Annotated in this window: 28 protein-coding genes and 1 tRNA gene; 7 read left to right on the top strand and 22 right to left on the bottom strand. The window is 65.2% G+C overall.

Annotated elements, in window-relative coordinates:
- Positions 1-2: 2 nt before the first annotated feature.
- The 8 genes from F0L46_RS04755 to F0L46_RS04790 form a co-directional block, all read right to left on the bottom strand.
- A complete protein-coding gene (locus tag F0L46_RS04755; protein ID WP_149815894.1) occupies positions 3-806 on the bottom strand; it encodes an MBL fold metallo-hydrolase in 804 nt (267 codons plus the stop codon).
- Positions 803-1,600 (bottom strand): TatD family hydrolase, encoded by a 798-nt coding sequence (locus F0L46_RS04760; RefSeq protein WP_149815895.1) that lies wholly within the window; start codon positions 1,598-1,600, stop codon positions 803-805. The genes F0L46_RS04755 and F0L46_RS04760 overlap by 4 nt, the downstream gene beginning before the upstream one ends.
- A gap of 76 nt (positions 1,601-1,676) precedes the next feature.
- Positions 1,677-3,224, bottom strand: coding sequence for a methionine--tRNA ligase (gene metG, locus F0L46_RS04765; protein ID WP_149815896.1), 1,548 nt, complete (start codon positions 3,222-3,224; stop codon positions 1,677-1,679).
- Between the two features lie 38 nt (positions 3,225-3,262).
- Positions 3,263-4,327: a DNA polymerase III subunit delta' gene (locus tag F0L46_RS04770; protein WP_149815897.1), complete on the bottom strand. Its 1,065-nt coding sequence runs from the start codon at positions 4,325-4,327 to the stop codon at positions 3,263-3,265.
- A 4-nt stretch (positions 4,328-4,331) separates the two neighbouring features.
- Positions 4,332-4,991 carry a dTMP kinase gene (gene tmk, locus F0L46_RS04775; RefSeq protein ID WP_149815898.1) on the bottom strand — a complete coding sequence of 220 codons (660 nt, stop codon included), beginning with the start codon at positions 4,989-4,991 and terminating at the stop codon, positions 4,332-4,334.
- A gap of 46 nt (positions 4,992-5,037) precedes the next feature.
- Entirely contained in the window at positions 5,038-6,234 is a 1,197-nt protein-coding gene (locus F0L46_RS04780) for a D-alanyl-D-alanine carboxypeptidase family protein (RefSeq protein WP_149815899.1), read from the bottom strand.
- 73 nt (positions 6,235-6,307) lie between these two features.
- Positions 6,308-7,375, bottom strand: a complete 1,068-nt coding sequence (locus F0L46_RS04785; RefSeq protein WP_240539869.1) for a septal ring lytic transglycosylase RlpA family protein — start codon at positions 7,373-7,375, stop codon at positions 6,308-6,310.
- Positions 7,376-7,580: 205 nt separating this feature from the next.
- A complete protein-coding gene (locus F0L46_RS04790) occupies positions 7,581-7,811 on the bottom strand; it encodes a hypothetical protein (RefSeq protein ID WP_149815900.1) in 231 nt (76 codons plus the stop codon).
- A gap of 228 nt (positions 7,812-8,039) precedes the next feature.
- Here F0L46_RS04790 and F0L46_RS04795 point away from each other — a divergent pair, with 228 nt between their 5' ends.
- A complete protein-coding gene (locus F0L46_RS04795) occupies positions 8,040-10,022 on the top strand; it encodes a transglycosylase domain-containing protein (RefSeq protein ID WP_210247601.1) in 1,983 nt (660 codons plus the stop codon).
- 63 nt (positions 10,023-10,085) lie between these two features.
- Here F0L46_RS04795 and F0L46_RS04800 read toward each other — a convergent pair whose 3' ends face one another.
- Both F0L46_RS04800 and F0L46_RS04805 read right to left on the bottom strand, forming a co-directional pair.
- Complete coding sequence (locus tag F0L46_RS04800) at positions 10,086-10,400, bottom strand: ribbon-helix-helix domain-containing protein (protein ID WP_149815901.1); 315 nt, start codon at positions 10,398-10,400, stop codon at positions 10,086-10,088.
- Positions 10,384-11,046 (bottom strand): AAA family ATPase, encoded by a 663-nt coding sequence (locus tag F0L46_RS04805; RefSeq protein ID WP_149815902.1) that lies wholly within the window; start codon positions 11,044-11,046, stop codon positions 10,384-10,386. Before F0L46_RS04805 ends, F0L46_RS04800 begins: the two co-directional genes overlap by 17 nt.
- Before the next feature lie 275 nt (positions 11,047-11,321).
- Here F0L46_RS04805 and F0L46_RS04810 point away from each other — a divergent pair.
- Together F0L46_RS04810 and F0L46_RS04815 are read left to right on the top strand one after the other, a co-directional pair.
- Positions 11,322-11,411, top strand: a tRNA-Ser gene (locus F0L46_RS04810).
- Positions 11,412-11,768: 357 nt separating this feature from the next.
- Complete coding sequence (locus F0L46_RS04815) at positions 11,769-12,161, top strand: hypothetical protein (RefSeq protein ID WP_240539870.1); 393 nt, start codon at positions 11,769-11,771, stop codon at positions 12,159-12,161.
- Between the two features lie 242 nt (positions 12,162-12,403).
- Here F0L46_RS04815 and F0L46_RS04820 read toward each other — a convergent pair whose 3' ends face one another.
- Positions 12,404-13,087, bottom strand: coding sequence for a DUF4336 domain-containing protein (locus F0L46_RS04820; RefSeq protein WP_149815904.1), 684 nt, complete (start codon positions 13,085-13,087; stop codon positions 12,404-12,406).
- A gap of 49 nt (positions 13,088-13,136) precedes the next feature.
- Positions 13,137-13,319, bottom strand: coding sequence for a DUF7696 family protein (locus F0L46_RS04825; protein ID WP_149815905.1), 183 nt, complete (start codon positions 13,317-13,319; stop codon positions 13,137-13,139).
- A gap of 243 nt (positions 13,320-13,562) precedes the next feature.
- On the opposite strand from F0L46_RS04825, the gene F0L46_RS04830 reads away from it, so the two are divergent.
- On the top strand, positions 13,563-14,093 hold the full coding sequence (locus tag F0L46_RS04830) for a hypothetical protein (RefSeq protein WP_149815906.1): 531 nt from the start codon (positions 13,563-13,565) through the stop codon (positions 14,091-14,093).
- A 958-nt stretch (positions 14,094-15,051) separates the two neighbouring features.
- Here the strand turns inward: F0L46_RS04830 and F0L46_RS04835 are convergent.
- The 3 genes from F0L46_RS04835 to F0L46_RS04845 all read right to left on the bottom strand — a co-directional run bounded on the left by F0L46_RS04835 (position 15,052) and on the right by F0L46_RS04845 (position 17,862).
- A complete protein-coding gene (locus tag F0L46_RS04835; protein WP_149815907.1) occupies positions 15,052-16,560 on the bottom strand; it encodes a hypothetical protein in 1,509 nt (502 codons plus the stop codon).
- A 264-nt stretch (positions 16,561-16,824) separates the two neighbouring features.
- Entirely contained in the window at positions 16,825-17,061 is a 237-nt protein-coding gene (locus F0L46_RS04840) for a hypothetical protein (protein WP_149815908.1), read from the bottom strand.
- A 423-nt stretch (positions 17,062-17,484) separates the two neighbouring features.
- Positions 17,485-17,862 (bottom strand): hypothetical protein, encoded by a 378-nt coding sequence (locus F0L46_RS04845; RefSeq protein WP_149815909.1) that lies wholly within the window; start codon positions 17,860-17,862, stop codon positions 17,485-17,487.
- Positions 17,863-17,965: 103 nt separating this feature from the next.
- Here F0L46_RS04845 and F0L46_RS04850 point away from each other — a divergent pair, with 103 nt between their 5' ends.
- Positions 17,966-18,361 (top strand): DUF2513 domain-containing protein, encoded by a 396-nt coding sequence (locus F0L46_RS04850; RefSeq protein ID WP_149815910.1) that lies wholly within the window; start codon positions 17,966-17,968, stop codon positions 18,359-18,361.
- Positions 18,362-18,758: 397 nt separating this feature from the next.
- Here the strand turns inward: F0L46_RS04850 and F0L46_RS04855 are convergent, their stop codons facing one another.
- Together F0L46_RS04855 and F0L46_RS04865 are read right to left on the bottom strand one after the other, a co-directional pair.
- A complete protein-coding gene (locus F0L46_RS04855) occupies positions 18,759-19,451 on the bottom strand; it encodes a DUF3800 domain-containing protein (RefSeq protein ID WP_188311859.1) in 693 nt (230 codons plus the stop codon).
- Between the two features lie 559 nt (positions 19,452-20,010).
- Complete coding sequence (locus F0L46_RS04865) at positions 20,011-20,961, bottom strand: hypothetical protein (RefSeq protein ID WP_149815913.1); 951 nt, start codon at positions 20,959-20,961, stop codon at positions 20,011-20,013.
- A gap of 508 nt (positions 20,962-21,469) precedes the next feature.
- Between F0L46_RS04865 and F0L46_RS04870 the strand changes: the two genes are divergently transcribed.
- Positions 21,470-21,820 carry a response regulator gene (locus F0L46_RS04870; RefSeq protein ID WP_240539871.1) on the top strand — a complete coding sequence of 117 codons (351 nt, stop codon included), beginning with the start codon at positions 21,470-21,472 and terminating at the stop codon, positions 21,818-21,820.
- 158 nt (positions 21,821-21,978) lie between these two features.
- A complete protein-coding gene (locus tag F0L46_RS04875) occupies positions 21,979-22,383 on the top strand; it encodes a response regulator (protein WP_149815915.1) in 405 nt (134 codons plus the stop codon).
- Between the two features lie 604 nt (positions 22,384-22,987).
- Here the strand turns inward: F0L46_RS04875 and F0L46_RS04885 are convergent.
- The 5 genes from F0L46_RS04885 to F0L46_RS04905 all read right to left on the bottom strand — a co-directional run bounded on the left by F0L46_RS04885 (position 22,988) and on the right by F0L46_RS04905 (position 26,309).
- On the bottom strand, positions 22,988-23,188 hold the full coding sequence (locus tag F0L46_RS04885) for a hypothetical protein (protein ID WP_149815917.1): 201 nt from the start codon (positions 23,186-23,188) through the stop codon (positions 22,988-22,990).
- A 121-nt stretch (positions 23,189-23,309) separates the two neighbouring features.
- Complete coding sequence (locus F0L46_RS27580; protein WP_149815918.1) at positions 23,310-23,786, bottom strand: DUF7696 family protein; 477 nt, start codon at positions 23,784-23,786, stop codon at positions 23,310-23,312.
- 29 nt (positions 23,787-23,815) lie between these two features.
- Positions 23,816-24,184 carry a hypothetical protein gene (locus F0L46_RS04895; protein ID WP_149815919.1) on the bottom strand — a complete coding sequence of 123 codons (369 nt, stop codon included), beginning with the start codon at positions 24,182-24,184 and terminating at the stop codon, positions 23,816-23,818.
- A gap of 44 nt (positions 24,185-24,228) precedes the next feature.
- Positions 24,229-24,558: a hypothetical protein gene (locus F0L46_RS04900; RefSeq protein ID WP_149815920.1), complete on the bottom strand. Its 330-nt coding sequence runs from the start codon at positions 24,556-24,558 to the stop codon at positions 24,229-24,231.
- A 65-nt stretch (positions 24,559-24,623) separates the two neighbouring features.
- A complete protein-coding gene (locus F0L46_RS04905; protein WP_149815921.1) occupies positions 24,624-26,309 on the bottom strand; it encodes a methyl-accepting chemotaxis protein in 1,686 nt (561 codons plus the stop codon).
- Positions 26,310-26,345 lie beyond the last annotated feature (36 nt).

The raw sequence follows: 26,345 nt of genomic DNA on the forward strand, positions 1-26,345 counted from the left end.
TCTCACGCCCCTGCGCCATCAATGCGCAAGCCGTCGAACGCCGGGGTCACGTAGGGCGGCAGCTCGCTCTTCAGCCGCTCGTAATCGAGGTCGGAGTGCAGGTTCGTGAGAACCGCACGGGCCGGGCGGGTGCGCTCGATCAGCGCCAGGGCCTCGGCGACGCTGTAGTGGGTCGGGTGGGGCGTGTAGCGCAGGGCGTCGATGACGAGGACGTCGAGCCCGTGCAGCAGCCGCTCCGTCGACTCGGGCATCGTGCTCACGTCGGGCACGTAGGCGAGGTCGCCGAAGCGGAAGCCGAGCGCGCCGATCGTCCCATGGCGCACGGGCAGCGGCAACGCCTCGATCGCGCCGCCTGGGCCCTCGATGCGGATGGGCGCCTCGTGGTGGATCTCGCGCTCGTCGAGGATCGGCGGATAGTCGCTGCCCGGCGGGGTCTCGAAGCAATAGGCGAAGCGTGCCCGGATGACGGCGCGGGTCTCCGCGTCCATGTAGAGCGGCATACGGCGGCGCATTTGGATGACGAGCGGGCGGAGATCATCGATTCCGTGCGTGTGGTCGGCGTGCTCATGGGTGAGGAGCACGGCATCGAGGCGCGTCACCCCTGCCCCGAGAAGCTGCTCGCGCAGATCCGGCGAGGTATCGACGAGGACGTTCGTCGTCCCCTCCCCGCTCCGGCGTTCCACGAGCACCGAGCAGCGCCGGCGGCGGTTGCGGGGATCGTTGGGGTCGCAGGCGCCCCAGCCGGATCCGACCCGGGGCACGCCGCCGGACGAGCCGCAGCCGAGGATGGTGATCGCCAGGCTCATGCGGCGGCGACCCCGTCGAGGGCGGCGGCCTTTGCGAAGAGGCGGTAGAAGTTCGCGGTGGTCACGCGGGCAAGCTCCTCGGGCGGCAGGCCGACGGCCTCGGCGAGCCGCGCCGCCGTCAATGCCGTGTAGGCCGGCTCGTTCGGCTTGCCGCGGTGCGGCTCTGGAGCCAGATAGGGCGCATCCGTCTCGACGAGGAGCCGGTCGTGGGGCACCCGCGCCGCGATGTCGCGCAGCTCCTGCGATCGCTTGAACGTCACGATACCAGAGAACGAGACATAAAGCCCGAGCTCGACGCCAGCCTCGGCCAGCCGCGCGCCCGACGAGAAGCAGTGCAGGACCGCCCCGAAGGCGCCCGAGGCCATCTCTTCCGAGAGGATTGCGATCATCTCGTCATCCGCCTCGCGGGCATGGATGACGAGGGGCAGCCCCGAACCCCGCGCCGCCGCGATATGAGCGCGGAAGACCCGACGCTGCACGTCGCGCGGGCTCTTGTCGTAGTGGAAGTCGAGACCGGCCTCGCCGATGGCAACGCAGCGCGGGTGGCCGGAGAGGGCGACGATGCGCGCGGGCTCCACGTCGGGCTCCTCGGCGGCATTATGGGGGTGCGTGCCTACGGTGAAGAACACCCGGGCATCGCTCTCGGCCAAGGCCCGGTAGGTCTCGAAGCGCCCGACATGAGTCGAGATCGTCACGACCCGGCCGACGCCCGCGCGTTCCGCGCGATCCAGCGTCGCGGCGAGATTGCCGCCGAGATCGGGGTAATCGAGATGGGCGTGGCTGTCGACGAGCATGGGGCCTCAACGCGGGAACGCGGCAATTGGTGGCGATGCGACGACCTCCCGGCCCCGCGCGGCGCGGGGAGCGGGCCTACGCCTCCTCCGGCTCCACATAGCGCGGGAAGATCGGAGCCGGCGCGGGAAGCGGGGTGCCGGGGGCGAGCCGATGCCCCTCCCCTACCCTCGCGAGAACCCGCCCGTCGGGCGCGACGGCGAGAAGGTTGAGGAGCTTGGCGGCGGCCGTCGGCACGAACGGTAGCGCCAAGACGCCGACCGCCCGCAGCACCTCCGCCGTAACGTAGAGCACCGTCGCCATGCGGGCCGGGTCGGTCTTGCGCAGGGTCCAGGGCTCCTGCGACGCGAAGTACCGGTTGGCCTCCGCCACGACGGCCCAGATGTCCGCCAGCGCCGTGTGGAGCGCGTAGTCCCCCATGGCGCGGCGGGCCCGCTCCGGGAGCGCGTCGGCCTGGGAGAGGATCGCGCGGTCGGCCTCGGTCAGCTCGCCCGGCTCGGGCACCCTCCCCTCCAGATTCTTCGCGATCATGGACAGCGAGCGCTGCGCGAGGTTGCCGAGGTCGTTGGCAAGATCCGCGTTGATCCGGTTGACGATCACCTCGTGCGAGTAGCTGCCGTCGCCGCCATAGGGCACCTCGCGCATGAAGAAGTAGCGCAGCTGGTCGACGCCGTAGGCATCCGCGAGGTCGAACGGATCGACGACGTTGCCCACCGACTTCGACATCTTCTCCCCCTTGTTGAGGAGAAAGCCATGGCCGAACACCCGCTTCGGGAGCGGCAGGCCCGCCGACATCAGGAAGGCCGGCCAGTAGACCGTGTGGAACCGGACGATATCCTTGCCGATGATATGCACGTCCGCAGGCCAGAAGCGCCAGCGTCGGTCGGACGCGTCGGGAAAGCCGCAGCCCGTCACGTAGTTGGTGAGCGCGTCGACCCAGACATACATGACGTGCTTCGGATTGCCCGGAACCGGCACGCCCCAGTCGAACGTGGTGCGGCTGATGGAGAGATCCTCCAGGCCGCGCCGGACGAAGCTCACGATCTCGTTGCGGCGGGTGTCCGGACCGATGAAAGAGGGCTGCGAATCATAGAGCTGGAGCAGGCGGTCCTGGTAGGCCGAGAGGCGGAAGAAGTAGCTCTCCTCCTCCACCCACTCGACCGGGGTGCCGGTCGGCGCAAGGCGCGAGCCGTCGGGCTGGAGCGTCAGCTCGCCCTCGTCGTAATAGGCCTCGTCACGGACCGAGTACCAGCCGGCATATTTCGACAGGTAGATGTCCCCATTCGCCTCCATGCGCCGCCACAACTCCTGGACGGAGGCATAGTGGTCCGGGTCGGTGGTGCGGATGAAGCGGTCGAAGGAGCAGTCCAGGCGCTCGGCCATGGCGCGGAACACGGGCGCCATCTCGTCGACATAGGCGCGCGCGGTCGTGCCGTTCTTCGTCGCGGTCTGTTGGATCTTGAGCCCGTGCTCGTCCGTGCCGGTCATGAAGAAGACGTCGTAGCCGTCGAGGCGCTTGAAGCGCGCGATCGCGTCGGCCGATACCATCTCATAGGCATGCCCGATATGCGGACGGCCGTTCGGATAGTGAATCGCCGTCGTGATGTAGAAGGTCTTGTCGCCCATGGACGGCGTGCCTCTCGGACCGGACGTGAAGGGAGCGTTCAGGCCGCCGCCCGGACGGCGTCGGCGAGATCGCCGAACAGGGTGAGGACGAGCGGCCGCCGGTCGAGGTTGTACACGTCGACCTCCCTCGCCGATCGGCGGATCTTGTCACACACCTCCACAAGGGGTGCAAGACGGGCCGGGCCTGCGCCTGCGGCCGCCGAGATCCGGTCGCCGATCCAGCGCTCGACCGTCTCGAGGGCCAGTTCGTAATCCGCTTCGGCGTCCTTCTTGGCAAGGCTCTCGGCAAGGGTCAGGACCCGTTTCAGGTCCTGCTCGGGCAGTCGGTCGAGCATGGCGCGCACGCTCTCGACCAGCCGCGCGCGGGCCGGGTCGAGCATCTCCAGGCAGCGGCGGGCAGAGCCCTCGCTCAACTCGATCGCCCGGGTCACATCCTCGCCGGGCGCCTCCGACCAGGGCGAGCCGAGCGAGCCGATCACGTCGCGCAGGTCCGGTGGCTCCAGCGGGCGCAGGAGCAGACGGCGGCAGCGGGACCGAATCGTCGGCAAGACGCTCTGCGGCCGGTGGGCGACGATGAGAAAGACCGAGCGGGCCGGGGGCTCCTCGACGAGCTTGAGAAGCGCGTTGGCGCTGGCCGTCGTGAGATCCTCGGCGCTATCGACGATGCAGACCCGGTACCCGCCGTTCGCCGCCGTCGAGCCGAACATCGACACCGCCTTGCGCACCGTCTCCACGGGGATGGTGGTCGAGGGTCCTTTCTTCTCGGTGGCGGGCTGCCGCCGCAGCACCATCAGGTTCGGATGCGCCTGAGCCGCGACCTGGCGCGCGACTGGCGAATCCGGCGAGACCGCGAGGGAACCGCCCGGTCGCGGAGCGCCGGGGGTCTGCGCCAGGAGGAAGCGCGCGACCCGGTACGCGAATGTCGCCTTGCCGATCCCCTGCGGCCCGCCGATCAGCCAGGCATGGTGCAGACGGCCGGCTGCATAGGCGTCCAGCACCGAGGCCTCGGCTTGAGTCTGGCCGAACAGGACCAGTCGCTCGCGCGGATGGGGCGCGCCCTGCAGGGCGTCGGGTTCGATCTCGGCGGACGAGGGTGCTTTCATCCTGTCAGGGTCTCGTAAGGAGCGTTTTCACGCCCACGCGCTCGCGGATCGTGCGCCAGATCTCGTCGGCGACCTGACCCGGCTCGCCCCGCGCGTCGATGACCGCGCACCGCTCGGGCTCGGCCCGGGCGATCGCCAGGAACGCTTCGCGCAGGCGGGCATGGAAGTCGATGTCCTCCTGCTCGAACCGGTCGGCCGCCTGACGTCCCTCGCGCCTGCGGGCGGCCGCGCGGGTAAGGCCGATGTCGGCCGGCAGGTCGAGGATGAGAGTGAGGTTGGGCTTGGTCGCCCCGACCACCACCCGTTCGAGAGCCCGGAGCGTCGCCTCGTCCACCTCGCCCCGTGACCCCTGGTAGGCGCGGGTCGAATCGGCGAAGCGGTCGCACAGAACGACGGCGCCCCGGGCGAGGGCCGGCCGGATGACGGTTTCGACGTGGTCGGCGCGCGCTGCGGAAAACATCAGCGCCTCCGCCAGCGGGCCGAACGCCTTCCCCTCCCCTGCCAGGATGCTTGCGCGGATCAGTTCCGCGCGTGGCGAGCCGCCGGGCTCACGGGTCACGACCGTCTCGCGGCCGCTGTCGCGCAGCCGCCGGCTCAGGCGCTCGACCTGGGTCGACTTCCCCGCGCCCTCCCCGCCCTCAAGGGTAATGAAGAGCCCTTTCATCGATGCCGGGCGCTCCCTACGCTCAGGCCGGCCCGCTTTAGGGCTATCACGAGCCCTTGACGGCCGCGAAGCCGCGCCGGAACAGATCGCCGCCGAGCTCCAGCGCCCCGTCGAGCGCCCTCTGCGGCAGGCTCCCCACGCCGACCTCCTCGGCCGCGTAGAGGGGAATGTCGAGCGCCTGGATCTCGCCGCGGGTAATGCGCAGCCGTGCCACGGGGGCGCCCTGCTTCACCGGTGCGGTCAACGGTCCCGTGTAGAGAATCTTCGCCGAGATCCGCTCGTTCGCCCCGCGAGGGACGAGAACGCTGATCGGCTTCTTCGCGATAAGCGGGACGGAGCGCTGAGACCCGCCGAACACCCTCGCTCCACCGACCGGCTCGCCCTCCGCGAAGAGCTGGCGCGCCTCGAAGGCGCGGAAGCCCCAGTCGAGGAGCTTGCGAGCCTCGTTGGCGCGGTCGCGGCTGTTCTTGAGCCCGTTCACCACCACGATCAGCCGCTGCCCGTTCTGGACCGCCGAGCCCACGAGGCCGAACCCGGACTCGTCGATGTTGCCGGTCTTCACCCCGTCCGCGCCGATATCCATCGACAGCAGCGGATTGCGGTTACGCTGGCGGATCCGGTTCCAGGTGAATTCTTCCTCCTTGAAGATCTTGTAGAGGTCCGGGTAGGTCTCGATGACATGGAGCGTGAGCTTGGCGAGGTCGCGGGCGGTGACCTTCTGGTCGGGATGCCCGAACCCGGTCGCGTTGCGGAACGTGCTGTTGGCGAGGCCGAGCTCCCGCGCCCGCGCCGTCATCATGCGGGCGAAGTTGTCCTCGTTGCCGGCGATACCCTCCGCGACCGCGATGGCCGCGTCATTGCCCGATTGAACGATGATGCCGCGCAACAGGTCGCCCAGCTTGATGCGGCTTCCCACCTGGGCGAACATCGAGGATCCGCCCGACGGACCGCCGCCGCGCCGCCAGGCGCCCTCGGAGATCGGGAACTCGCTGTCGAGGGTGAGCTTGCCCTGCTTGAGCTGGTCGAACACCACCTCGACCGTCATGATCTTGGCCATGCTGGCCGGCGCCATCGGCTCGTCGGCGGCTTTCTCGAACAGGACGGTGCCGGAGCCGGCATCCACCAGGATCGCCTGCGGGGCGGCTGTCTGGAAGTTCTGCGCCAAGGCCGGCGGGGCGGCCAGCAGGGCCGCCAAGCCCAGGATCGTCAGAAGGTGCAGGCTCCAGGCTTCGACGCGACGCATGACCGGGCTCCAGATGTTGGCCGGCCGGACTGTGCGAAAACGTTCGCGAAAAAGCAACGCGCCCGGGGGCGGATCAGCGCTCCGTCCGCAGGGAAACGAAGCGCTGGGGAGCCAGGCCCGCGAAGGGGTCGTCGCGACGGAACGAGGCCGTGTCATGCCCGGCGGGCGCGAAGAAGAGACCGGCGACGGTCGGACGATCGGCCCGAGCGTTGGACAGGCGCAGCGCAGGCCCGGCTGCGGCTGCCGCGCGGCCGAGGTCGTAGGGGCGCTCGGGCGGCATCGGGACGTTGCTGACTATGCGAGGCGGCTCGGCGCGCGTCTCGACCGGCGCCATCGCGAGGCGGGTCGGCACGACGGTGGGGCTCGCGACGAGCGCGGGTGCCTGCGGCGCCTGACGGAGGACGGGCAGCGTCCGGGTCTCGGGCTCGGCGCTCGCGACCATGACGGGCTGGGTGGTGCCCGGCATCGTGGCCGGGCGGCCGTCGGTCCGGAGCGAGGCCATCAGGATGCGGTCGTCGCTGCCCGCGAGGCTCGCCCGCCCCACGTAATCGACACGCACGCGCGCCGTCCCGACCTGACGGAACGACAGGGCGTCGGCGACTGACTGCGACACGTCGATGAGGCGGTTGGCGTGATAGGGGCCGCGGTCGTTCACCCGAACGATCATCGAGCGGCCGTTTGAGACGTTCGTGATGCGGGCATAGCTCGGAAGCGGCATCGTCGGATGGGCCGCCGAGACGGAATGCCGGTCGAATACCTCGCCGTTTGCGGTGCGGCGGCCGTGGAACGCGGAGCCGTACCAGGAAGCGAGACCCTCCCGGCTGTAGTTGCGATCCTCGCGGGGCACGTAAGTCCGACCGGCGACGCGGTAGGGTTGCCCGATCTGATCGCGGCCGCCGCCTTTCGGCACGGGCTCACCCTCGGCGACCACGCGTGGGCTGGGCGCCACGCCGTATTTGGGATCGATCCCGCCCCCGCCCGCCACCCGCTGCTGCGAGCCGCAATTCGCGGTCAGGAGAGCCGCACCCGCCACGCAGGCGAGCTTCACGAGCGTGGGCGATACGAGCGCAGCACGCTTGGGCGAGATCGCGGCGGCGTCTGCCCCGGTCCGGTGGAACTGCATGCGATCTCGCCCCGTCATTCCGATTATCGATTGCTAGCCGAACAGCTCCCAACGATCCGTTAAAGCGGACCTGAGGAGAAGACCCCATCACACGATTAAGCGTGAGTGTGGCGCGCCGGAAACAGCCGAGCTCGGTCGTTTCTCTGTCCGCCCAGCAACGGTCGAAGTGGGGCGAGATTGCGGCAGCTTGGCCGCAACGTGGCGAGCATCCACAGCATGGGCCTCAAGTGTTGCCGCGTTGCTGCAGCAGCTGTCCCTCGACCGCACGGGAGCGGGTCATCAGCCGGTCGAGCTCGCGCAACGCATTGCGTTCGTCGGCCTGTGCATTCGCCACGATCTGTGGATCGCCGGCGAAGCGCTGGCGATCAAGGGCACCTCGCAGGACCCGCTCGATGCGCTCGCGCCGCTCGTCCAGGTCACGCAGCTCGGCTTCGAGAGTCGTGCGATCGGGCATGTCTCCGCTCCAGCAGTCCCGTAGGAGAACAACTGCATGTGGCTGAGCTTGGTTCAAGCTGCCAAATGCCGGGCCGGCACGCCTTCGTGCCATCGTCCACCGGAGAACCCATGAGCCCGGGCGCCCCAAGCAACGGCGACATCTTCCGATCTTGTGAAACCCATTCTCCGATCGCACATCGAGTGGGACGTGGCGCGTTCCGCGCCGCCGGAGGCCGTTCGGCACAGGATGAAACGCCTTCTCGGGACGGCCGCCGTTCTGGCCGCCTTCGCCCTCCCCTCCCCCGTCGCGGCGGAGGAGGGCCGCTCGATCTGGGACCTGAGCCCGAAGGAGATCCGCACCCTCGTAGCGGCGCCGCAGGTGATGGTGACCCGTACCGCGACCGGTTGGGAATCCTATTGTCGCTGCCCGGTGGTGCTGAAGCCGGCCGAGATCCCCGAATCGGTGAAGAAGGCGATCATCGCCGTCGAGGACCGCCGCTTCCTCGAGCACGGCGGAGTGGATTTCCGGGCGCTCGCGGCGGTGCTGCGTGGGGGACTCAGCCGGGGCGGCAGCACGATCCCCATGCAGCTCCTCAAGAATCTCGTGTTCCACGACCTCCAGCGCTCGGATCTTGTCAGCAAGCTGGAGCGCAAGCGCGCCGAGATCTGGCATGCGGGTGCCTTCGACGAAGCGGTCGGCAAGCAGGAGCTGCTCGCCGCCTACCTGAACCAGATCGAGTTCGGTGGTCGCGAGATCGTGGGCCTTTATCGCGCGAGCCGGCACTACTTCCGCAAGGAACCGAAGGACCTCAACCTTTACGAATCGGCCCTGCTTGCCGGGATGGTGCAGGCGCCCGCGCGCCTCAACCCGCTCAAGGAGTCCACGCGCGAGCGGGCGCACGAGCGGGCCAAGCTCGTCCTGGAGCTCATGGCGCAGCAGGGGCGAATCACCCGCGCCGAGCAGCAGCGCGCCTTGAAGCTCGGCATCCGTCCGGGAATCCTGCCGCCGTTCAAGATCCAGCCACAGCCCTTCACCGAGTGGATCACCCAGGTCTGGGCCCCCGACCACGTGAAGGAAGGCGAGACCGTCCGTTTCTTCGTGACCCTCGACGCCCGCAGCCAGCGCCTCGCCGAACGAAATCTTGCCGAAATGGTGACGCAAGGCGCTATCCCGGCCGAGTACGAGGCTGGCGCCGTGATGATGACGGGCGACGGTCGGGTCAGGGCCATGATCGGGGGCATCGACTGGTCGAAGCGGCAGTTCAACACGGCCGTCAAGTCGCAGGTGCAACCCGGCTCGACGGCGAAGCTCGCTCTCATGGTGGCAGCCTGCGAGGCCGGCCGGAAGCCCACGAGCCCCATCCTTGACCTCCCCGTGACGGGTGACTGGCCCTCGAACGGCGCCGTCGGCTACCGGGGCCAGACGACCTTGATGGAGGCGTTCGCCCAATCGCGGAACGCGGCGGCGGTGCGTCTTGCCTGGGAGATCGGCGTCAGGAAGGTCGCGGAGGTCAGCCGGGAACTCGGCGTCGATCCCGGGGCCAATCCCGATTCGGCCTTCGTGCTCGGGACGTTCTCGACGAGCGTCATGACCATGACGGCAGCCTACGCGAGCGTAGCCAACGGCGGCTTCCGGGTCGCTCCGAGCGGCGTGCTGGCCGTCGTCGACGGCCGCGGGCAGGTGCGCGCGAGCTTCATGGACCCCATCCGCACGCGGGTCATCCCGCAGCGCTGCATCGAGCCCACCCGGGCGATCCTTCGCGAGGTGGTGCGCAGCGGAACAGGGCGCGGCGCGAGTCTGCGATCCGCGGCGGTCTACGGCAAGACCGGCACGAGCACCGGCAACGCCGACGCCTGGTTCATCGGCTGGAGCGAGAGCCGGGTTCTCGGCGTCTGGATGGGCAAACGCCGGGATGTTCCCGGTGGAGCGCTCGCCGGAGGTGGCGCTCCGAGCGAGCTCTTCCGGCGGATTGCGGGCGGCGTCGGCGGCCTCGACGGCTCAGGTTCCGAGAAGCCCCCCGCTCAGTTGAGCCGCGCCCGATCGATCCCGGCCGCTCCGGAGCGCGTTCGCGAGCCGGTGGCCCGCACGGGCCCGGCCGACGAGATGGTGCCGAGGCGGCAGACCCCGGCGCCGGACCGCGGCATCGCCCGCCTGCGGGCACCGCAGGAGGGGCCGGCCTGGCTCCGGGACCCCTGGTCAGAGATCGACGACTGGGTCGAGACCTGGTGAGGGCTCCGGACGCCCGCGTCGCCCAGGCGGGCTTGCGGGCGTCCGGCCCGTTCGTTCGCTGCCTCAGCGGGGGACGCGGGCGTTGAGCTGCTTGATGGACGAGGCGCCCCGCTTCTTGAAGAGCAGATCGAGTCCTTCGAGCATCAGCGCATGCATCTTCTTGCGCTCGGCGTGCGCGATGTCGCGCAGCTGATCGTGCACCGCCGGCTCCAGATAGACCGACATCTGCTTCGCCCGCTCCTTCAGCGGGCGCAAGCGCTCCATCGAGGACGGCGACAGGGCGGGCGGCAGCTGGATCGCGTCGTGCTCGCCCTGGACGGACGAGGACACCGACGCGGCCACGATGGACTTGAGGCTGAGTTTAGGCGGCTTTGACATGCTTGGTCACCTGTGTCCGCTTGTCGGTGCTGGCCGAAGCCCGCTTCTCGATCCATGCCCAGAGCTTGCGGATTTCCTGCGCCGCCTGGCCCGAGGGGTTGTACTCCGTGACGCCCTTGCCGAGGCCGATGGCGTCCTGATGGTCCGTCCGGGCGACGACGTTCACGTCCGGCAACACCCCGAGCACGGCGAGGCCGTCGGCGGCGTCGCGATTGCGGTAGGAGCGCGGCGGCGTCTGGTTCAGCACGAAGGCGAAGCGCTTCTCCAGGCGGTAGATGGCCGCGAGGGTCGGCTTGAAGGCCCGCAGGTCCGCGGGCGTGGGCCGGCACGGGATGATGCAGAGGTCGGCGGCGCGGATCGCCGAGAGCGTCCCAGGGCTGTCGACGCCCGGCGTGTCGATGAAGACGTAGTCGTAGGCCGAGCCCTGGAGCACGCGCATCACGTCGGCGAGCTGCGTCTCGTCGACCTGGGCGACCTCCGGCGTCTCGCTCTGGCGGTGCTCCGCCCAGTCGCTCACCGTGGCCTGACGGTCCATCTCCAGGATGCACACGTTGGCTCCGGCCTCCTGGGCCGCGACGGCCAGAGAGATGCAGAGCGTGCTCTTGCCGCTGCCGCCCTTCTGGGTCACGAAGGTGATGGCCTTCATAGAAAGTCCCTTCTGGTTCCGGTCAGGGCCGCGGCGGGAAGTCGGCGCGGCCCGCGACGCTCCTTGAGGCCGGCGGATCAGGTGATCCTTTGACCGAAGGAGGCCGGTCTCCAGAAGTCGGCCAAGATGGTTAACGAACGGTTAAGCAAGGGGCGCGGGTCACAGGATCCGTTGATCCGCGGATCATGGCCCGCTCCCCGCCGGCTGTTGACGGCCCACGACCGCCAGCCCTAAACAGGGCGAGCCTCGCGCCGCCGCTGCCGGGGCACCTGACGGGAAGGGTGGCCGAGCGGTTTAAGGCAGCGGTCTTGAAAACCGCCGTGGGGGCAACTCCACCGTGGGTTCGAATCCCACCCCTTCCGCCAACTTACCAGTGTAAGTCGTTGGCAAATCTGATGGATTTTCAACGACTGGTTTGATCGCCCTAACAATCACCCTAACACTTGCTCGTTAGGGGCTTCGCCGGGGTGGTGCGCAGCCCTGAACAGGCGCGGCGGTTCACTTCAGCCCCCTCCCCTGGCTAGGTGTTGCCATCATGGCATCCGAAAGACGCTTTGCGCGTTAGTGTTGCAGCGCCACAACCCGAATCATCTCAGGGTCTGATTAGGGTCCTCTCAATGAGCTTGGGGGCACCAATGAGAACCATTGTCGTTGTGGCGTTGATCGCAGGAGCTTTGGGCGGCTGTGCGGGGGCCTCAGCCACTCGCACATCAGCCAACACGATGTTGATCGACGCCGGCGCAGCGCCAGCTTGCGGTTCACAAGGCGCGGCTCGGGTCGCGGCGAAAACCGCTGCCATCGAGACAATTCGCGCTGGCTATGACCGCTACATCATCGCCGGCGGCGCAGCTCAGAATAATGTGTCGGTCTCTCAGATGCCCGGCAGCTACCAGACGGCCGGCACCATGAACTATGGGCGCGGCTACGGCAGCTACAATGCCACGACCACCTATGTTCCCGGCCCTACGATCGTAGCCGGGTCACATGATCGCCAGCTCTCGGTCGTCATGTTCCGTGAAGGCGAGCCGGGCGCGGAACAGGCTATTGATGCGAAGTCAGCTCTTGGACCCGAGTGGCAGGACCTCGTGAAGTCCGGCGTTCGCACCTGCCTTTGATTGGGTGCGGCTAGCTCGGCACCTAGCCAAGGGGAGGCCACCACGGCCCGTCCTCGGCCGCACCTTGCTATTGTTTCGCATCAAAAACTGCGGGACCGCCGGAAGGTATGACCATGACGGTTATACCCTAGGGGATATGCAGGCCGGGGTATGGCCATCATGGCTATGCAGGCGCTCCTGAACAAGGCTGCCAACCGGGCGGATAACGACGCCGCGCGGAGAACTTTCTTGGAAGGCGCGGATCAGATCAGTAACCAGCGGAAGACGCGCGAGATGAAGGCGCGGCCATCCCGCTCCACGGGGTCGGCGTGCGCCATCACGACCTTCTCGGCTGGCCAGGCAAGAATGCGCCTGAGCGAGTCGCGAGCGGCAGGCCGATCAACGAAGGCGAGGCGGAACTTTCGCGGGACCTCTGGCTCAGGGGCGGCCATCAGGTCGAGCCGAGCAACCAGAGCTCGCCACCCGATGAACCAGCCAGGCTTAAAGTGCTGGATCAGGTCGGTGAACAGCACGGTTCGGCTCGCACGGTGGAAGAACACCACCTCCGTGGCGATAAGGTTTGGAACGTGGACCTGATCAAGGTCGCCGGCCCACGCGGCGTCGGGCGCATCGCCCAGGTCGATGTCGAACCTCAGGTCCTTGCGCCGCCGCGGCAGCCCCGGCGGGGCGTAGAGCTTCGCGGTCGGATAGGCGCGCTGCCAGTCAGCAAGAAACAGGTGGTGGTGTGCGTTGGGCGCGATCAGGTGGCGCACCTCCCCGAGCGCATCGACCGCTTCCCGAAGCCGTTCCGAGAGCGCCACGGGCGACCAGATGAACAGCCCGCCGTCCATCAGCCGGATGACCGCCATGCGGGTCGGGTAGCGGAAACCCGCGACGTCCACAACGGGGCCGTCAGCTAGCCAGATGTTGTCAGCAAATGTCAGCATTGCAATGACCAGGGGTACACCGAGAGCGAGCGGTGGCCAAATGATTCCTTCAAGGCGCGCCCACGGCCGTGCCGGGGCGGCCCTCGCCGTCGGTCGAGCCGTCGAAGAATGACTTCCGCTGGGTCGGGCTCATGGCGAGCACGGCCGCGACCTCGCATTCGTGGCGCCATTCTTCGGACCAGGTGGAGACCTCGCGGCCGGCGAGGTGGGAATAAGCGGTAGGGTGGTTCATGCCCCAGAGCTAGGGCGGTCCATGCGCCAGGGCTATCGCGCCGCTGCAACAGATCCCCTCCATTCCGTGGAGGGGTGCACCATGCGGGACACTCCTCCCTCGCATTTCCGTCGCTAAAAAAAATAGCGGGACAGCGGGGATCCGGTGCCCTGCCGTTCGAGGAAGGCCATGGGTAGCGTCCGTTCAGCCGGAACGTGACGAGTGGGCGTTGATTGCCTATGTTGAGCCAGAGGTGCCGATCCGATGATTGCCGACCCGACGCTCATTGAGCTCATGAAACATCTCGCATGGACGCCGCCGGCGATCGTACGAGAAGCGGGCGATATGAATTTCGCGAGCGAGGCCGCGTCATACGAACGGCAAATCGCTGAGAGCGAGAAGGAGCTTCAGATCTGGATCGACACCGGTCGCCGGATCCGCGAAAGCCTCTGGAACATGGGTTTCGAAAGCTCTGACCGGGCCTCAACGGTGGAGTTCCTTACTAGCCTGATCGACACATTCGAGAAAGGCCGGAAGGCGGAATTCAGGTTACTTGAGCGCCTTCAAAAGCGAATGAGGCGCGTCGAGAAGACCTTCCCGCCTGCACTCCGCCCGCGTGTTAAAGCGCAGCACGACAGGATGTTCTCAATTGGGCGCCGCTTCTATGAGGAGGGGCTGGATTACGCTGCCTTCCTCAGGGCGGCACGAGCAGAGTTCGATCCGGCGTCGCGTAGTGGACCTACGTTCGACAACCCCGACGACCTCGAGCGGTATCTGACCCAAGCCATCGCATGAAGGTCCGTCTAACCCCTGCGGACACATTTACGAAGGCGCTGAAACGTCTGCCCCCGGATAGGCAGAAGGCCGCGATCCGAGCGCTTACGAAGTTTCAAACAGAGCCGGCCCTCCCGAGTTTAGACTTCCGGCCGCTGGCGGGGGCGCCTGGGTACTTCATTATTGATCCACAAGCAGGGGACCGGATCATCCTGCGGAAAGAGGCAGCCGACTTGTACGTAGCCGTCGACGTCGGGCCGCATGATAATGTCTACAGGCGTTGGGGCAGATAGGCCCCCTTCGCGCGGCCCTTTCCCTGGGCTCAGCAGATTGGCTTTCTGTCATCTCGCTCGTGAATGATCGGAGTCTGGTGTGGGCGGCGGAGGCGACGCAGCGAGGCTCTAGACTCAAACCACGCGCAGCAATCCATCATCAAACGCCAGGGCGAACACACCCACCACGCGCCCGACCAGCTTCTCGGACAGGCGCTCGGGCATGAGGAGGTCTTCGCTCGTCACCATGGGTCGGCGCGAGGCACGGGTGCCGCCAGGGTTTCACAGACGCCCCACACGGGGAGATCTAAACGGCTGGCACATGCACCATCCACCTGTATTTCACCTGTATTTTCAGGTGAGCGCGCGGTCGGGGGCACGTCGCGCTGACATGCTTCCCCCCTGCGAAACTACTAAGTGTGGGAGGCTGGCGACGGGCATCGATAGAAGCGCTTGCCGCGATCTCTCGCACCTAACGAGCGCTCCCCAAGTGGCTCTCGGAAGCGTGTCGTGCTAATCGAAGAACGGAAGGTCACCCGCGAGGGTATCCGTATGCTCTGGATCGCTCTTGGGCTCAGCCTGTTCATATGGGGCGCTTGGATGGGTGTCCGCCGCGGCACGGACTGGGACAGACGTTATGGCTCAGCGATCTGGGTCGTTGCCGTCGTGCTCGTCTATCTCGGGGTCACCTCGACTGACCAATGGTTCTAGGCATTGCCCGCCTGACGAGCGTCGAAGCGGAACTTCCCGACGAAAATGCGAAGCGGCTCGTGCGCTCGAAAAGAAAGCCAAGCCACCGCCGCGACGAACTGTGAACCGAAGAAGCTCCACCCCTCCAGAGCAAAACCGCCCACGCAGAAGATCAAGAACACTGCCAGAGTGAGCAGGCGCACCGGGCCGGGCCAGTGGTGACCGACATAGCGGTAGTTCAGATAGGGGACCCATCGGACCAGAGCGTGAGCGAGCAGCAGCTGCACACCGAGGAGGTTCAAGGGCACAAGCACGCCATAGCCGACGGTGCGAAATATCTGGAGCACAGGATACAGATACGTCCGTGGCTGCGTAGCAACCCTGTTGTAGACCCAGTATGCGGCCCGCGACGCCAGCAGGTATGCGCTCCAGATGGCGAATGCAGCCATGAAGGCGAGTGGCACGCTCTCAATATCGGACACGAGCGGCAGGGCTGATCTGTTCTCGACGATGAGGAGCAGGATCGCCGGCGCGGAGGCGAGCAGGGCCGTCAGCCAGGCCATGCCAGCATGCATGCGCTTGCCCTGCTCAGCCGCCGTCGGAGGTAGGTTCGGTTTCGCCTCGTACTTGGTCGAGACAAGATCGTTCTCGGCATAGCCGATCTCGTACACAAGCCAGAAGCAAAGATGGAGGATGAGAAGGCTGATCGCGCCAGGTAGCGGGTGCGGCATGAGCCAGGCCGACGCGATGCACAGCAGCGCCACGTCTTCGAGCACGACATGGCGCAGGATGTAGCGCTGGCCTGCCCGCTTGCCGAGTTCCGTATAGGCGAAGGGGAGGTATGAGTGGGAGAAGGCCGGTTTGAAGCGAGCCTCTGGCCATCGGATCAGAAACGGCTGGGCGCAAGCTGAAAGGAGAGGAGCATCTTCCTCGCTGTTCGTGATGACGATGGCACGGCTGATGCGCTCGGGTCCGACCGACGCCTGGGTGGCGTTGAACTTGCCGCCATCCCGGGCGCGCTGCACGGACCAGAGCCGGTCACAGGCGCCCAACCGTGCTGTTGGCAGGATCCTCCGCAACAGCGGATTGACGAGGCGGTCGAAGCCGAGCGTCACAACCTGGATGTCGAGATCGGCTCTCGTCGCAAGCGCCGCAACGAGCGTCCGGTTCGCCAAGGCAGCAGCACGCGTCCGGGCCGCGGAGCGCCAAAGCAGCAAGCTCCAGGGCAATAGGATGCTGGTCGTTGCGACGCGGATCCAATCGCGGTGGAGACGGCGCTTGTCGGCGCCGTGCATCATGAGCCATGGCCGGAGCAGGTCGATGATCCCGAGGATGAGCACGGCAAGAAGGCGCGGGCGCAGTGCCCTGAGGTACTCCTCTGTGGAGTTGCGCAGCCATAGGGTCTCATCGAAATTGACCAGGACCAGCGTCCCGGGCTCCGCTTGCGCCACGGCAGCCCTCACGGCGTCCTCGGGTCGAACCTCGCTCGACGGTGGACCGATCTCTCGGGAGAGGCTGGTTTGCATACTCACGTCCTAAGCTACAGAAAATCGTTGAAGCCGTGGGTCTAGGCCGGAATCAGCTTGTCCGCTTATGACATGCGTCTGCGTCATTCCGATGATGGATGACCAGCGAGCACATGGGCAGAGACTTTTTTGGGGCCAAGCGGCCGATGATGTGTGGAGATCGGATGAAAGAACGCTCTAGACGCCTCGATGGCGCTCCGACCTATCCAGCGCCAGGCCTCCCCCTACTATGGTTGTGATCTGATCCTATGGGCGGCCCTGGCCTCAATCAGCCTCGTTGCGCCCTTCGACCAGAATGCCGATCAGCCTCAGGAGCGCCTGCTGCTCCGGCGTATGGCCTGAGCGCGCAAGGAACGCTGCTACCTCGATGTGGGCCCTCCCGCCGCCAGACGCGGCGTTTGGAACATGCAGAACGTAGACCTGATGAGACGTGAGTTGGCGGGCGAGGTACCACCGGTCACCGTTCGGGCTGGCGTAAAGCTCTCGCGACTCGGTTGCCATGAACGCGCTCCTTGATGTGCGGGGAGCATATCGGCGGCCGTATGAACGTGCGAGAGGGTGAACCTCGGTCGGGATACAGACTAAGAGGCCGCACGCTGAACGCGCTCACTTCGCCCCCAGCGGTGTCCACAGGTCGACGTAGTAGGCCCCGCACAGGTCATAGAGCTCGACGGACTGGCCCTTGGTGCAGCTCGTGGCGAAGGGCTACGGACCGCCCCTCCCCTATTGTTGTCTCGCAACGCCTCCAACGTGCCGAGCGGGAACGCGACCCATACGTGGTGAGCCCGAACTCGGAAGCCGCCTGCTCCTCAGACGAGACGCGGACATAGCCCACCGCCTTGGACGCGACGACGGCCCGGGCATCCTCGACCTTGCGGGCTTGGCGCTGGAGTCGCTGAACCTTCTTGAACCCGTTCCGCGTCCTCACTCGGGTTTTCCGTTCACGAGAAAGCCGACTGTTGCAGGCCTATCTCCTCGCTTCGGTAGGGCCGTGAGGGTGACGCTCAGTTGGCTGTGATGCTGCATCAGCTCGATCGCGTAGCCGTCTGCGTCGAGGCCCCGGAAGATGAGCATATCCGGATTGGAAAATGACACCTCCTCGACGTAGAAGGCGCCCCCTCCCCCACCTGCGATAATTCCGATGTCGCAGTCGTCCGACAATTGGAGGCGAAACAGCTTGATCCGCTCCCGTAGGCGGTCAAACAAATACCCTGCCGGGTTCGCCTTCAGGTGCTGAATTTCGGCCATTCGCTCCATTGAAGCCATGGCGCTCATATTCAGTCGGTCGAGATCTGATGTCACCGCTGGCTCCTGACGGGGCTTCCTCCGTCCCTGTAAAACTCACGGGTGAAGCTATAAACGGGTCTGGGGTAGACTCGATGGGACATCATAGGACGCAGCCCGCATGAAGCGCGACAAGGATCTCATCAGGGCCCTCCTGATCAAGCTGGAGGATCTGAACGTCCCGCCGCTCGGGCTGGTCTCGTTCCCCTACGGTGACGAGGAGCTTGCCGTAGAAGGCTACACGGTTGAGCAGGTCCTCTATCACCTCGAGCTCATTGCCGAAGCTGGGCTCGTTGAAGTTCAGGGGAGCGGGTTTGGTGCGGACGGGACGTTCCTGTTTCGGCGCCTCACCTGGAACGGCCATGAGTTCCTCGACGCTGTCAGAGACCCCGAGATCTGGCGGGAAACGAAGGGGCGACTTTCCAAGGTTGGGGCTTGGAGCCTCGACGTGGTGGTGGGGGTCGCCAAGGCCCTTGCCAAGCAGAAGGCGAAGGAGTTGTTGGGGTTGGAGCTGTGACCATGGGTGGGTCAAAGCGCGTCCAGCATCTGCGCAGACGGGCCCGGAAATTTGAGGAGGCCTCAGTCGGCGGCGCCTAGAAATCGAGCGCGGCATGGAGGGTGCGTAACAGCACTACGGCAAGCAGCGCCTGCATCGTTACTTGGCTGCATTGATTTTCGCTATAACAATCGTTCTGCGCTCGGTGTTGAGGATGTGTAGCGTACTTGGAAAGCGCTTCGCGCCGTGATTGGCAATCGTCTAAAATACCGGGGAACCAACATCGGCGCGGCGCGTTGATGGGCTGAAGACTTGACAGTAGGCACTGCGGCGCCTATATTGAGCTTGCAGCGCTCGCGCCAGCGCAGGTTGGTAAGCGGCATTGCCTAGGCCCCGGGTTTCGCGACCCGGGGCCTCATCATGCATAGACAATTCCGAAACGGTCCTTCCTATTCGCGTCCTTCACCATGGCGCGCTCTAACAGGAGGAATGATTTATCGACCCCATATTTTGTGAGCTTCTCAGTCGGGTGCTTGAAACGCAGCAAAGAGAAAGCTGCCAGATCAGCAGCTTGAATGAAGTAAGAGGCTTCTGATTTTTTGTAAACGATGTCCTCGACAATCCGAGTAAGTGGCACATTCCGGGGCGCGCCATATCGTGAAGGTATGTAGTTGACGCGCCTAAGCTTGCGAAGCATTGAGTCGTAACTCTTTCCTTCGTCGCTGAATATAAGCGCTTGGCTACCAGCGTTTTCCATATTCTTTTGTATTCTATTCATCAGATACTCGAAAAGCTTTTCTTCCTTCTTCTTGTGTGCGTACCCGTTGAAGATCTGAACCCCGGGTATCCTTGTGATACCTGTGAGCGTGAAATCAAAGAGGCGGGCGCGCGCGCCCATAGGGATGAATGTCGGGGCAATGCGGCCACGCCCACCCAACCATTCCGTCGCGTGCATCTCCTTCGTCATATAGATTCCGTCTGACTTGTTCAGTTGGCGACGCACCCCAAGCATGTGGTCCAGTGCCTCTTGCCAGTGGAGTGCAGGAAAGCAGATCGCCGAGAAGCAAGCCTGCCGCTCGCCTTTCGAGTCATCAATGTAGACAAAGTGCATGATCGGACGAGAAAGCCGCCAGAGAAGCCCGGGGAGAAGTCCAAACGGTTCATCGATGCCTTGCGCGAGCTGGGCTGCGACGAATCAGAGGAGCGCTTTGATAGCGCACTACGAACGGTAGCAAAGCACAAGCCCGCCGATGCAGAGGGGCAGTTATCCCGCCCCTCTGCGGAGCGCGGTGTGTCAGAGAAGAAGACGTAGTAGGAGCGCGAGTCGGGCGAGCTCGTTCGCGATGCGAAGAGTAGCCATCAGCCTGCGCTCGAACCGACGCCATGCACGGATGCGCATGCCAACAGTTCCTGTTGCACAAAGGGTGATGGCAGTCGGCGACTCTGCCCACGGTGGACGAGCCGCATCTTACGCCGTACGTCCACCGACACGGTAACACACGGCTGGAGGGCGGAGAAGCCTCAGCCCGTCCCACTTGCTAAAGCTGCTAATCTGCTAAGGCCAAGGCAGATGGCAATGGTGCTGCCCCCCTTGGTTCGCGTGAACCCCACAATAGGTGTGGCCTCCCTGGACGCGACCATCTCGGATCCGCTCACGCGATCAAAGGCCGTTACAGCGCTTCGCTTTGCCCGCTCTGATCATGATCGCTCAATCGGTCATCGAGATCGCGTGGCACGTGCTCCAGTTCGCTGAACACGTCAGTCTCGATCCTGATCTTGTCGCTGACCCTGTGCGCGTTCTCGACCAAGAGCTTACGGACTGCCTCGACTGCCTCCTCGCGTGTCGTGCAAAGCACCTCGATGCAGTCGATCTCCCTAATCACGTGCTTGTCCTCTTCCTCCATGAAGAGCGTCAGACAGGCGTACCAGCGGCCTCGTCCGGTCCTACGCCGCGCTTTGATCTCGCGATACCGGTCAGCTTCACCGGCAACAACGGCCCATATGGGCCCGCCCTCGATGGGATACGCCGTTGCAAGCCTGCGAGCCTCAAAAGCCAGTCCCTTAAGTGCGTGCTCGGACAGATCCTCCAGGGAGCTGCCGATGTCGCTGATCTTGCCCATGATCTCCCGGATGGCATCTCGCGCGTCGTGGCTCAGGGCGGGTCTGCGAGGAGCCTTGCCCTTCACGACTGTCACCTCCGGTGAGTCGACCAGGTTGGGCCAGAGGTCGGCGGCGACGCGGTCGAGATCCTCAGAGCTCACTTCCCATCGGTGCTCGTTCTGGAACGCCTTACGCTTCAACTCTGGGCGCAGGTCGACAATCTTCCCACGCGATCCTTTCTCACCTTCGAAGGCGAACTGCATCGCGGCCCAAGCGGACTTCTCGAGGTCTTTATCGATGCATCCCCTGTGGTCGAACGTCCAGAAGCACCCCTTCGCATCAAGGATCCGAGCGGGTCGGCCGTCCTCGTTTTCGACGACGACCTCTATGACTCTCTGGCGCGTGCCCGCGTACTCGGGAATGGCATCATCTCCGAACACCAGCCCTTCGGAGATCCGACGCGGCACGCGCTTGAGCCGCCCACTGTCATCGAGAATGTATGTCCGGAACCGGATCGCCATGGGCTGTCCTCCATGCGCGAGTCTAGGCGGGTGTCACGGGCCACGCCTAGGGGAATGTGGCTGAGTTCATCCCAACCGCGCTCCATGGCACTCCGCCTACGGGTGTCGTCCCCCTAGGCCCTTCCCGCAGTTTTTCGCAGTCGTTTATTCGGGACGGGTGGGGGTGCTGCCATGAAGACAACAGCCTGGGGTGTGGCCACGACGGCCATACCTTCGAGGTGTGTGCATGACACCCACACCCTGGTAGGGCGCAAAGGGATGTCCACCATGGTTGCCCTACCGCACCCACACATCGCTTTTTGGATGGCGAAGTAGGGGGCACCATCCGCAGATCGGACCGAATCAATTAGGGCGCACCTACATTCCATGACATAGTCAAAGTCACTCTTGAGGACGACGCTCCTCATCGGCTTCTTGGCGCTTCAACGGTTGTCCCGCCCGGATATTTTCCAGCGCCTGGGGCAACCTAATGTCCAACCCAAATCTAGGCGATAGTTGTCTCGTCCTTTTGGCCGAAGACAACTTGATGGTTGGGATCACTCTTGAGGAGGATCTCACCAACGTCGGCTACACCGTCGCTGGTCCGTTTGCGAGCTGTTCGGCAGCGACTGCGTGGTTGAAGACCTCGACGCCCAACATCGCGATTCTTGACGTAAAGCTGAGTGACGGACCATGCATCGAGCTGGCCCATGAATTGAAGAAGCGCGGTGTGCCGTTCATCGTCTACTCGGGCGCAGACAGCACACACCGGGCACCCGAGTTCGCGCAGGCGACTTGGATCGCGAAGCCCTGCCATCACCACCTGATCCTTGACGCGGTTTCGGCGCTGCGGCCCGAGCCCAGACAGCGGCGTGGGTGACCAGGGGAAAGGCGAGCTGCCGGAGCGGCATCCGTAATTCCACGGTTCGCATATGTCATTTACTCGACTATGGTGATCTTTCGCCGCCTGCTGCCCGGCGATCCACAGCCCAGCCCTGAGCACACGGCTCCCGACTGCGCCGGTCGAGGAGACGGTCTATGTCGGACAATCAGAATGTGGTCGTCCTCCTGGTCGAGGACGAAACCCTCGTGCGCGTGTTCACGACCGAACTGCTGACTGACGACGGAGGCTTCAAGGTCGTCGGGGCGACGAACGCCGACGAGGCTCTGACCATACTGCGGGCGCGACGGGATGTGCGCGTGCTGTTCACCGACATCACCATGCCGGGCTCGATCGATGGGCTTCAACTCGCCCACGTCGTTCACACGCAATGGCCGGGCCTACCGATCATCGTCACGTCGGCACGCTGCCCAGACGGGCCCCTGCCTAATGGCGCACGCTTCCTGGCAAAGCCCTATTTGCCCCATGTTCTGATTGAAACCATTCGAGAATTTGTCAACGCGCCAGCGGGGCAGAGCGTCGTGAAGCTAGTCGTCGCTTGACCTGCTGCCGGCACAACACCTGCGGTCACCGCGCGTCGCCCCGACCCCTCGGGCTCAGCTCAGCGTTACCGAGCCACTCAACCAGTTCCTCAAGGGTCCGGAACTCGTGCTCGTCCTCGGTGAATGGCGGGGGCCGGGTCGCATCGGACGCGAGAAGCTCAGCGTGCCACCTCGCATGGTTATCCTGGCCGGAGCGGACCACGCTGCCGATCACCTCGTCTCCGAGCTCTAGGTCGTAGCTGCCAGGGGCCAGCCGTTTGACGCGGTACAAAGGCGTTTCCATCGTTGTCGATCCATCTGGCGGCCACTCACGGCGCTGGCGCGAACGGCGCAAAGCCACCCGCGATGACGAATGCGAGCAGGAGGAGGGCAGCCCCGGTCAGGACCGCGCTCAGTGTGGCGTTCGTACGCTGATCTGGCTTCACTGCCGCCCTACCCATTCCCCGCAAATCCGCCCTCTGTCTTCATACGCAATCGTTCGGCGTCAACGCGGGCCACCGTCGACTGTTCGACCATGGCAGTTCACCCCTTCCGGCTCACACCAGACGATGGCGCGCGACACGCCCTTTCTCGTGCCTGGGAAGCGGGGAAGCGCGCTGAGAGTTCAGTTGTTGCTCTCAGCGCTGAGCCCATCGGCGCTTAACGTCGGCTCGTCGGCTTTCACCTTCGGCTCACGCTCGATAGCGAGCTGTTCCCAGGTCTCGGCCATCTGGATGAGCGCAGCCCGGTGGTCCTCCCGGCTCGTCAAAGTGGCAAGTCGCCTGCACTCCCGCGCATGCCCCCGATAGTCGTTCAGCTTCTCCAACACGCGTCTCCAGATCGCCAGGACAGTGAGGCCAAGATAACGCTCAAGGGTCGCGAGCTGCCGCATGCCGACGCGGCAATTTCAGGTGCTCGATTGACCTCGCACCTGCCGTGATCGGGGCTCACCGCTTCGGCGCCCGCCGCAGCTCCTCAAGGCGGTACATGTCCTGCCTGATCTTCTCGGCCGCGTCGGCGCCCCGGATGTCGACCACCCCACGCTCCTTGCGCCCGTCCTCCATGGTTTTGCCCTCGAAGAACGACTTGCGCTGCGTTGGGCTCATGGCGAGCACGGCGGCCACCTCGCACTCATGACGCCACTCCTCAGACCAGTTGGAGACCTCGGCGCCAGCGAGGTGTGAGAAGGTGGTTCCATCGCGTATGTTGATACGCTGAAATAGGAAGCCCCACCGCGAAGGCCGGGACGCGGCGGGGCTCAGGGCCTGATACGCAACGAGGCCTTCACCGCCAGTAGCGCTCGAGAGTGTGAACGCCGGGTTACTCGCGTGAAAAGATGGCCCTGAACAACGCGATCTCGGATGCGCCGCGAAAGCATTGCGTTGACGATGGCGCGGACAACCAAGCCGCCGGAGTGGCGGCATCAAAGTGCGGACGCAACTTGATCGTGCTCTCACGGCCGGGAGGAGAGCAGGACCTCGTCATCCGACTTGAACGCCAAGAGGTGCTCCGCTCCGAGCACGTTCAACAGCGCAGCATTGATCATCTGGCTAGCGCGCGCCTGATCACCTCGCAAGTTGGCGAGAGCACCCTCATGATCGCAGCTCTGAGTGGAAACCGCTCTAGCCGCCGCAAGCTCACGCCCAAGGACAGCCGCCGTCGCTGCTGCAGCCTTGACCGCGGAAAGCGTGTCGGCGAGCCGGCAACGGGCGGTCCCGAGATCCTGGATCAGGGCGGCAGAAAGGTGCTCGAGCGAGGTCACCGAAGAACAGCCAGCCTCAATCGACTCCTCATCTATTGGAATGACGGCGTGCTTTGTCATGATGCGTTCCTGATCCGGGAAAAAGAAGAGTCTTCCGGCTGCTTTCAGTCACGCGTTGATGGCGTCATAGGAGGCAACGAGCGTCCGGTCTCGTCGGCTTGCGTGATTACGATGCAGCGCATTGCTTCCGCGAGCTCGACGGCGGCAGCATCGAGCCACTGATGCAAGCGGGCATAGTCCTGCCGAAGCGTTGTAAACGCGGCCTCTGCCGGACTTCGCAGCAGTGGTGTCGCACCGGACGCCTGAAGTCCCAGCCGCATGTCCTCACTTACCTCGGCGGCCCGCTCGACCGCCCGGCTCATCTCGTCCAAGCGGCCGCGTGCGGCCAGAAGGTCGTCGGCCTGCGCACTGAGGTGCTCGTACAGCAAGAACATGGGATCGCGCTCCACATCGCCAGATCTAGGCGGGGGTGACATGGGAAGGAACTGAGTGCTCACCGTCACGCAGCCCGGATCCCGCCTAGAAAGCCGGAGACCTCGCGGTTTAGATCAGCGGCGTTGCGGGATAGCTCCCCGGCGGCCGAAAGGACCTGCGCGGCGGCATTGCCAGCTTGCGACGCGGCCTGCTGCACCTGGCCGATGTTCTGCGTCACGCCCTCTGTACCCTGCGCCGCCCGCGAGACGTTGCGGGCGATCTCCTGCGTGGCAGCCTGCTGCTGCTCCACCGCAGCCGCCACGCTCACGGCCATGGTGTGCATGCTCTCGATGGCCGAACCGATGCTCCTGATCGCTTCAACCGCCTCGCTCGTCGCTCCTTGGATCTGGCTAATCTGCGCCGAGATCTCGTTGGTGGCCTTGGCGGTCTGGTCGGCTAGCGTCTTCACCTCCGCCGCGACCACCGCGAAGCCCTTGCCCGCCTCGCCGGCGCGGGCCGCCTCAATCGTCGCGTTGAGCGCCAACAGATTGGTCTGGCCAGCGATGTCGCTGATGAGCTTCACGACGTCGCCGATCTTCTGGGCACCCGCTGCGAGCGTCTGGACGGTCTGATTGGTGCGCCGCGCGTCGTCCATGGCCCGCGATGCCGCCTTGGCCGTCTGAGAGACCTGCCCACCCACTTCACTCGCTGACGACGCGAGTTCCTCCGTGGCCGTCGCCACAGCCTGAACATTCGCCGCCGTCTCCTCCGCGTTCGCCGCAACGATCCGGGATTGCTGGTTCGTCTGCTCGGCCGTGGACGACATCGACCGAGCTGTCGCTTCCATCTCGTTCGCCGCGGCCGAGAGGTGCTCGACAAGCCCGCCGACCTTCGCCTGGAAACTCTGGGCCAACTCGTTCATCAGGCGGCGCTTCTCCGCGGCGTCGCCCAGCTCCTTGGCTTTCGCCGCCTCTTCCAGTTGACGGCGCTCGATCAGCGCCTCCTTGAAGATCTGCACGACCGCCGCAATCGTCCCGATCTCGGTCTTTTGGCCCTGATGAGGAACGTCGACCTTGAGGTTTCCGCCAGCCAACGCCTGCATCGGCCCAACCACGGACGCGATGCCGGAGGCGACGCTGCGGACGATGAGATAGGCCATGGCAGCACTCATGAGAGCGGTTGCCGCAAGCGCTGTGATCACCAATGTCTGTGTCGAGGCGAAGACGCCTTCGCCCTTCTGAGTTGCCGCCTCGGCGTCGTGGTTGTTGATCTCCACCAAGCGCGCGAGAGACGCGTCCACCCGTTGCGCAAAGGGCAAGGCCTTGGCCATGTTGTGATCTCGCGCCTGCTCCGTCTGGTTCTTGCGCGAGAGTTCGATCACGATCCTGCTCTCAACGAGAAAGCTCTGCCAGCTGCGGACAAACTCGTCGTAGACGGAGCGCTCCTCCGGGGAGGCGGCCAGGCGCTCGACCGCTCGCTGCGCCTTCTCGAGCTCGGTCAGTACTTCGGCCATGCGATCCTCAATCGCCCGCCTAGCGCTAGGATCCGTGTTCAACACGTGTCGGAGCATGGCGAGGCGGTAGCTCTTCTGAAAGCCGTCCAGGGCCCCCGCCCAGCGTACACCCGGGAGGCTGGTACCGCTGATTTCGGTCTTCACCTCGTTCAGGCCTCGAAGACCATGGATGCTGAGCAGGCCGAGGCCGCACATCAGTGCGATCAGGATGGCGAAGGCGCCGATCAGTTTGGCACGGATCGAAAGAGACTGCAGCATGGCCCTACCCCCGAGGCAATATGTCGGGTAGCGTGC

This window comes from Salinarimonas soli (assembly GCF_008386575.1).
Taxonomy (GTDB): domain Bacteria; phylum Pseudomonadota; class Alphaproteobacteria; order Rhizobiales; family Beijerinckiaceae; genus Salinarimonas_A; species Salinarimonas_A soli.

Coding starts and splice junctions, on each gene's coding strand:
- F0L46_RS04755 (WP_149815894.1), bottom strand. CDS start 806: ATGAGCCTGGCGATCACCATCCTCGGCTGCGGCTCGTCCGGCGGCGTG.
- F0L46_RS04760 (WP_149815895.1), bottom strand. CDS start 1,600: ATGCTCGTCGACAGCCACGCCCATCTCGATTACCCCGATCTCGGCGGC.
- metG (WP_149815896.1), bottom strand. CDS start 3,224: ATGGGCGACAAGACCTTCTACATCACGACGGCGATTCACTATCCGAAC.
- F0L46_RS04770 (WP_149815897.1), bottom strand. CDS start 4,327: ATGAAAGCACCCTCGTCCGCCGAGATCGAACCCGACGCCCTGCAGGGC.
- tmk (WP_149815898.1), bottom strand. CDS start 4,991: ATGAAAGGGCTCTTCATTACCCTTGAGGGCGGGGAGGGCGCGGGGAAG.
- F0L46_RS04780 (WP_149815899.1), bottom strand. CDS start 6,234: ATGCGTCGCGTCGAAGCCTGGAGCCTGCACCTTCTGACGATCCTGGGC.
- F0L46_RS04785 (WP_240539869.1), bottom strand. CDS start 7,375: ATGACGGGGCGAGATCGCATGCAGTTCCACCGGACCGGGGCAGACGCC.
- F0L46_RS04790 (WP_149815900.1), bottom strand. CDS start 7,811: ATGCCCGATCGCACGACTCTCGAAGCCGAGCTGCGTGACCTGGACGAG.
- F0L46_RS04795 (WP_210247601.1), top strand. CDS start 8,040: ATGAAACGCCTTCTCGGGACGGCCGCCGTTCTGGCCGCCTTCGCCCTC.
- F0L46_RS04800 (WP_149815901.1), bottom strand. CDS start 10,400: ATGTCAAAGCCGCCTAAACTCAGCCTCAAGTCCATCGTGGCCGCGTCG.
- F0L46_RS04805 (WP_149815902.1), bottom strand. CDS start 11,046: ATGAAGGCCATCACCTTCGTGACCCAGAAGGGCGGCAGCGGCAAGAGC.
- F0L46_RS04815 (WP_240539870.1), top strand. CDS start 11,769: ATGTTGATCGACGCCGGCGCAGCGCCAGCTTGCGGTTCACAAGGCGCG.
- F0L46_RS04820 (WP_149815904.1), bottom strand. CDS start 13,087: ATGCTGACATTTGCTGACAACATCTGGCTAGCTGACGGCCCCGTTGTG.
- F0L46_RS04825 (WP_149815905.1), bottom strand. CDS start 13,319: ATGAACCACCCTACCGCTTATTCCCACCTCGCCGGCCGCGAGGTCTCC.
- F0L46_RS04830 (WP_149815906.1), top strand. CDS start 13,563: ATGATTGCCGACCCGACGCTCATTGAGCTCATGAAACATCTCGCATGG.
- F0L46_RS04835 (WP_149815907.1), bottom strand. CDS start 16,560: ATGCAAACCAGCCTCTCCCGAGAGATCGGTCCACCGTCGAGCGAGGTT.
- F0L46_RS04840 (WP_149815908.1), bottom strand. CDS start 17,061: ATGGCAACCGAGTCGCGAGAGCTTTACGCCAGCCCGAACGGTGACCGG.
- F0L46_RS04850 (WP_149815910.1), top strand. CDS start 17,966: ATGAAGCGCGACAAGGATCTCATCAGGGCCCTCCTGATCAAGCTGGAG.
- F0L46_RS04855 (WP_188311859.1), bottom strand. CDS start 19,451: ATGCACTTTGTCTACATTGATGACTCGAAAGGCGAGCGGCAGGCTTGC.
- F0L46_RS04865 (WP_149815913.1), bottom strand. CDS start 20,961: ATGGCGATCCGGTTCCGGACATACATTCTCGATGACAGTGGGCGGCTC.
- F0L46_RS04875 (WP_149815915.1), top strand. CDS start 21,979: ATGTCGGACAATCAGAATGTGGTCGTCCTCCTGGTCGAGGACGAAACC.
- F0L46_RS27580 (WP_149815918.1), bottom strand. CDS start 23,786: ATGCCGCCACTCCGGCGGCTTGGTTGTCCGCGCCATCGTCAACGCAAT.
- F0L46_RS04895 (WP_149815919.1), bottom strand. CDS start 24,184: ATGACAAAGCACGCCGTCATTCCAATAGATGAGGAGTCGATTGAGGCT.
- F0L46_RS04900 (WP_149815920.1), bottom strand. CDS start 24,558: ATGTTCTTGCTGTACGAGCACCTCAGTGCGCAGGCCGACGACCTTCTG.
- F0L46_RS04905 (WP_149815921.1), bottom strand. CDS start 26,309: ATGCTGCAGTCTCTTTCGATCCGTGCCAAACTGATCGGCGCCTTCGCC.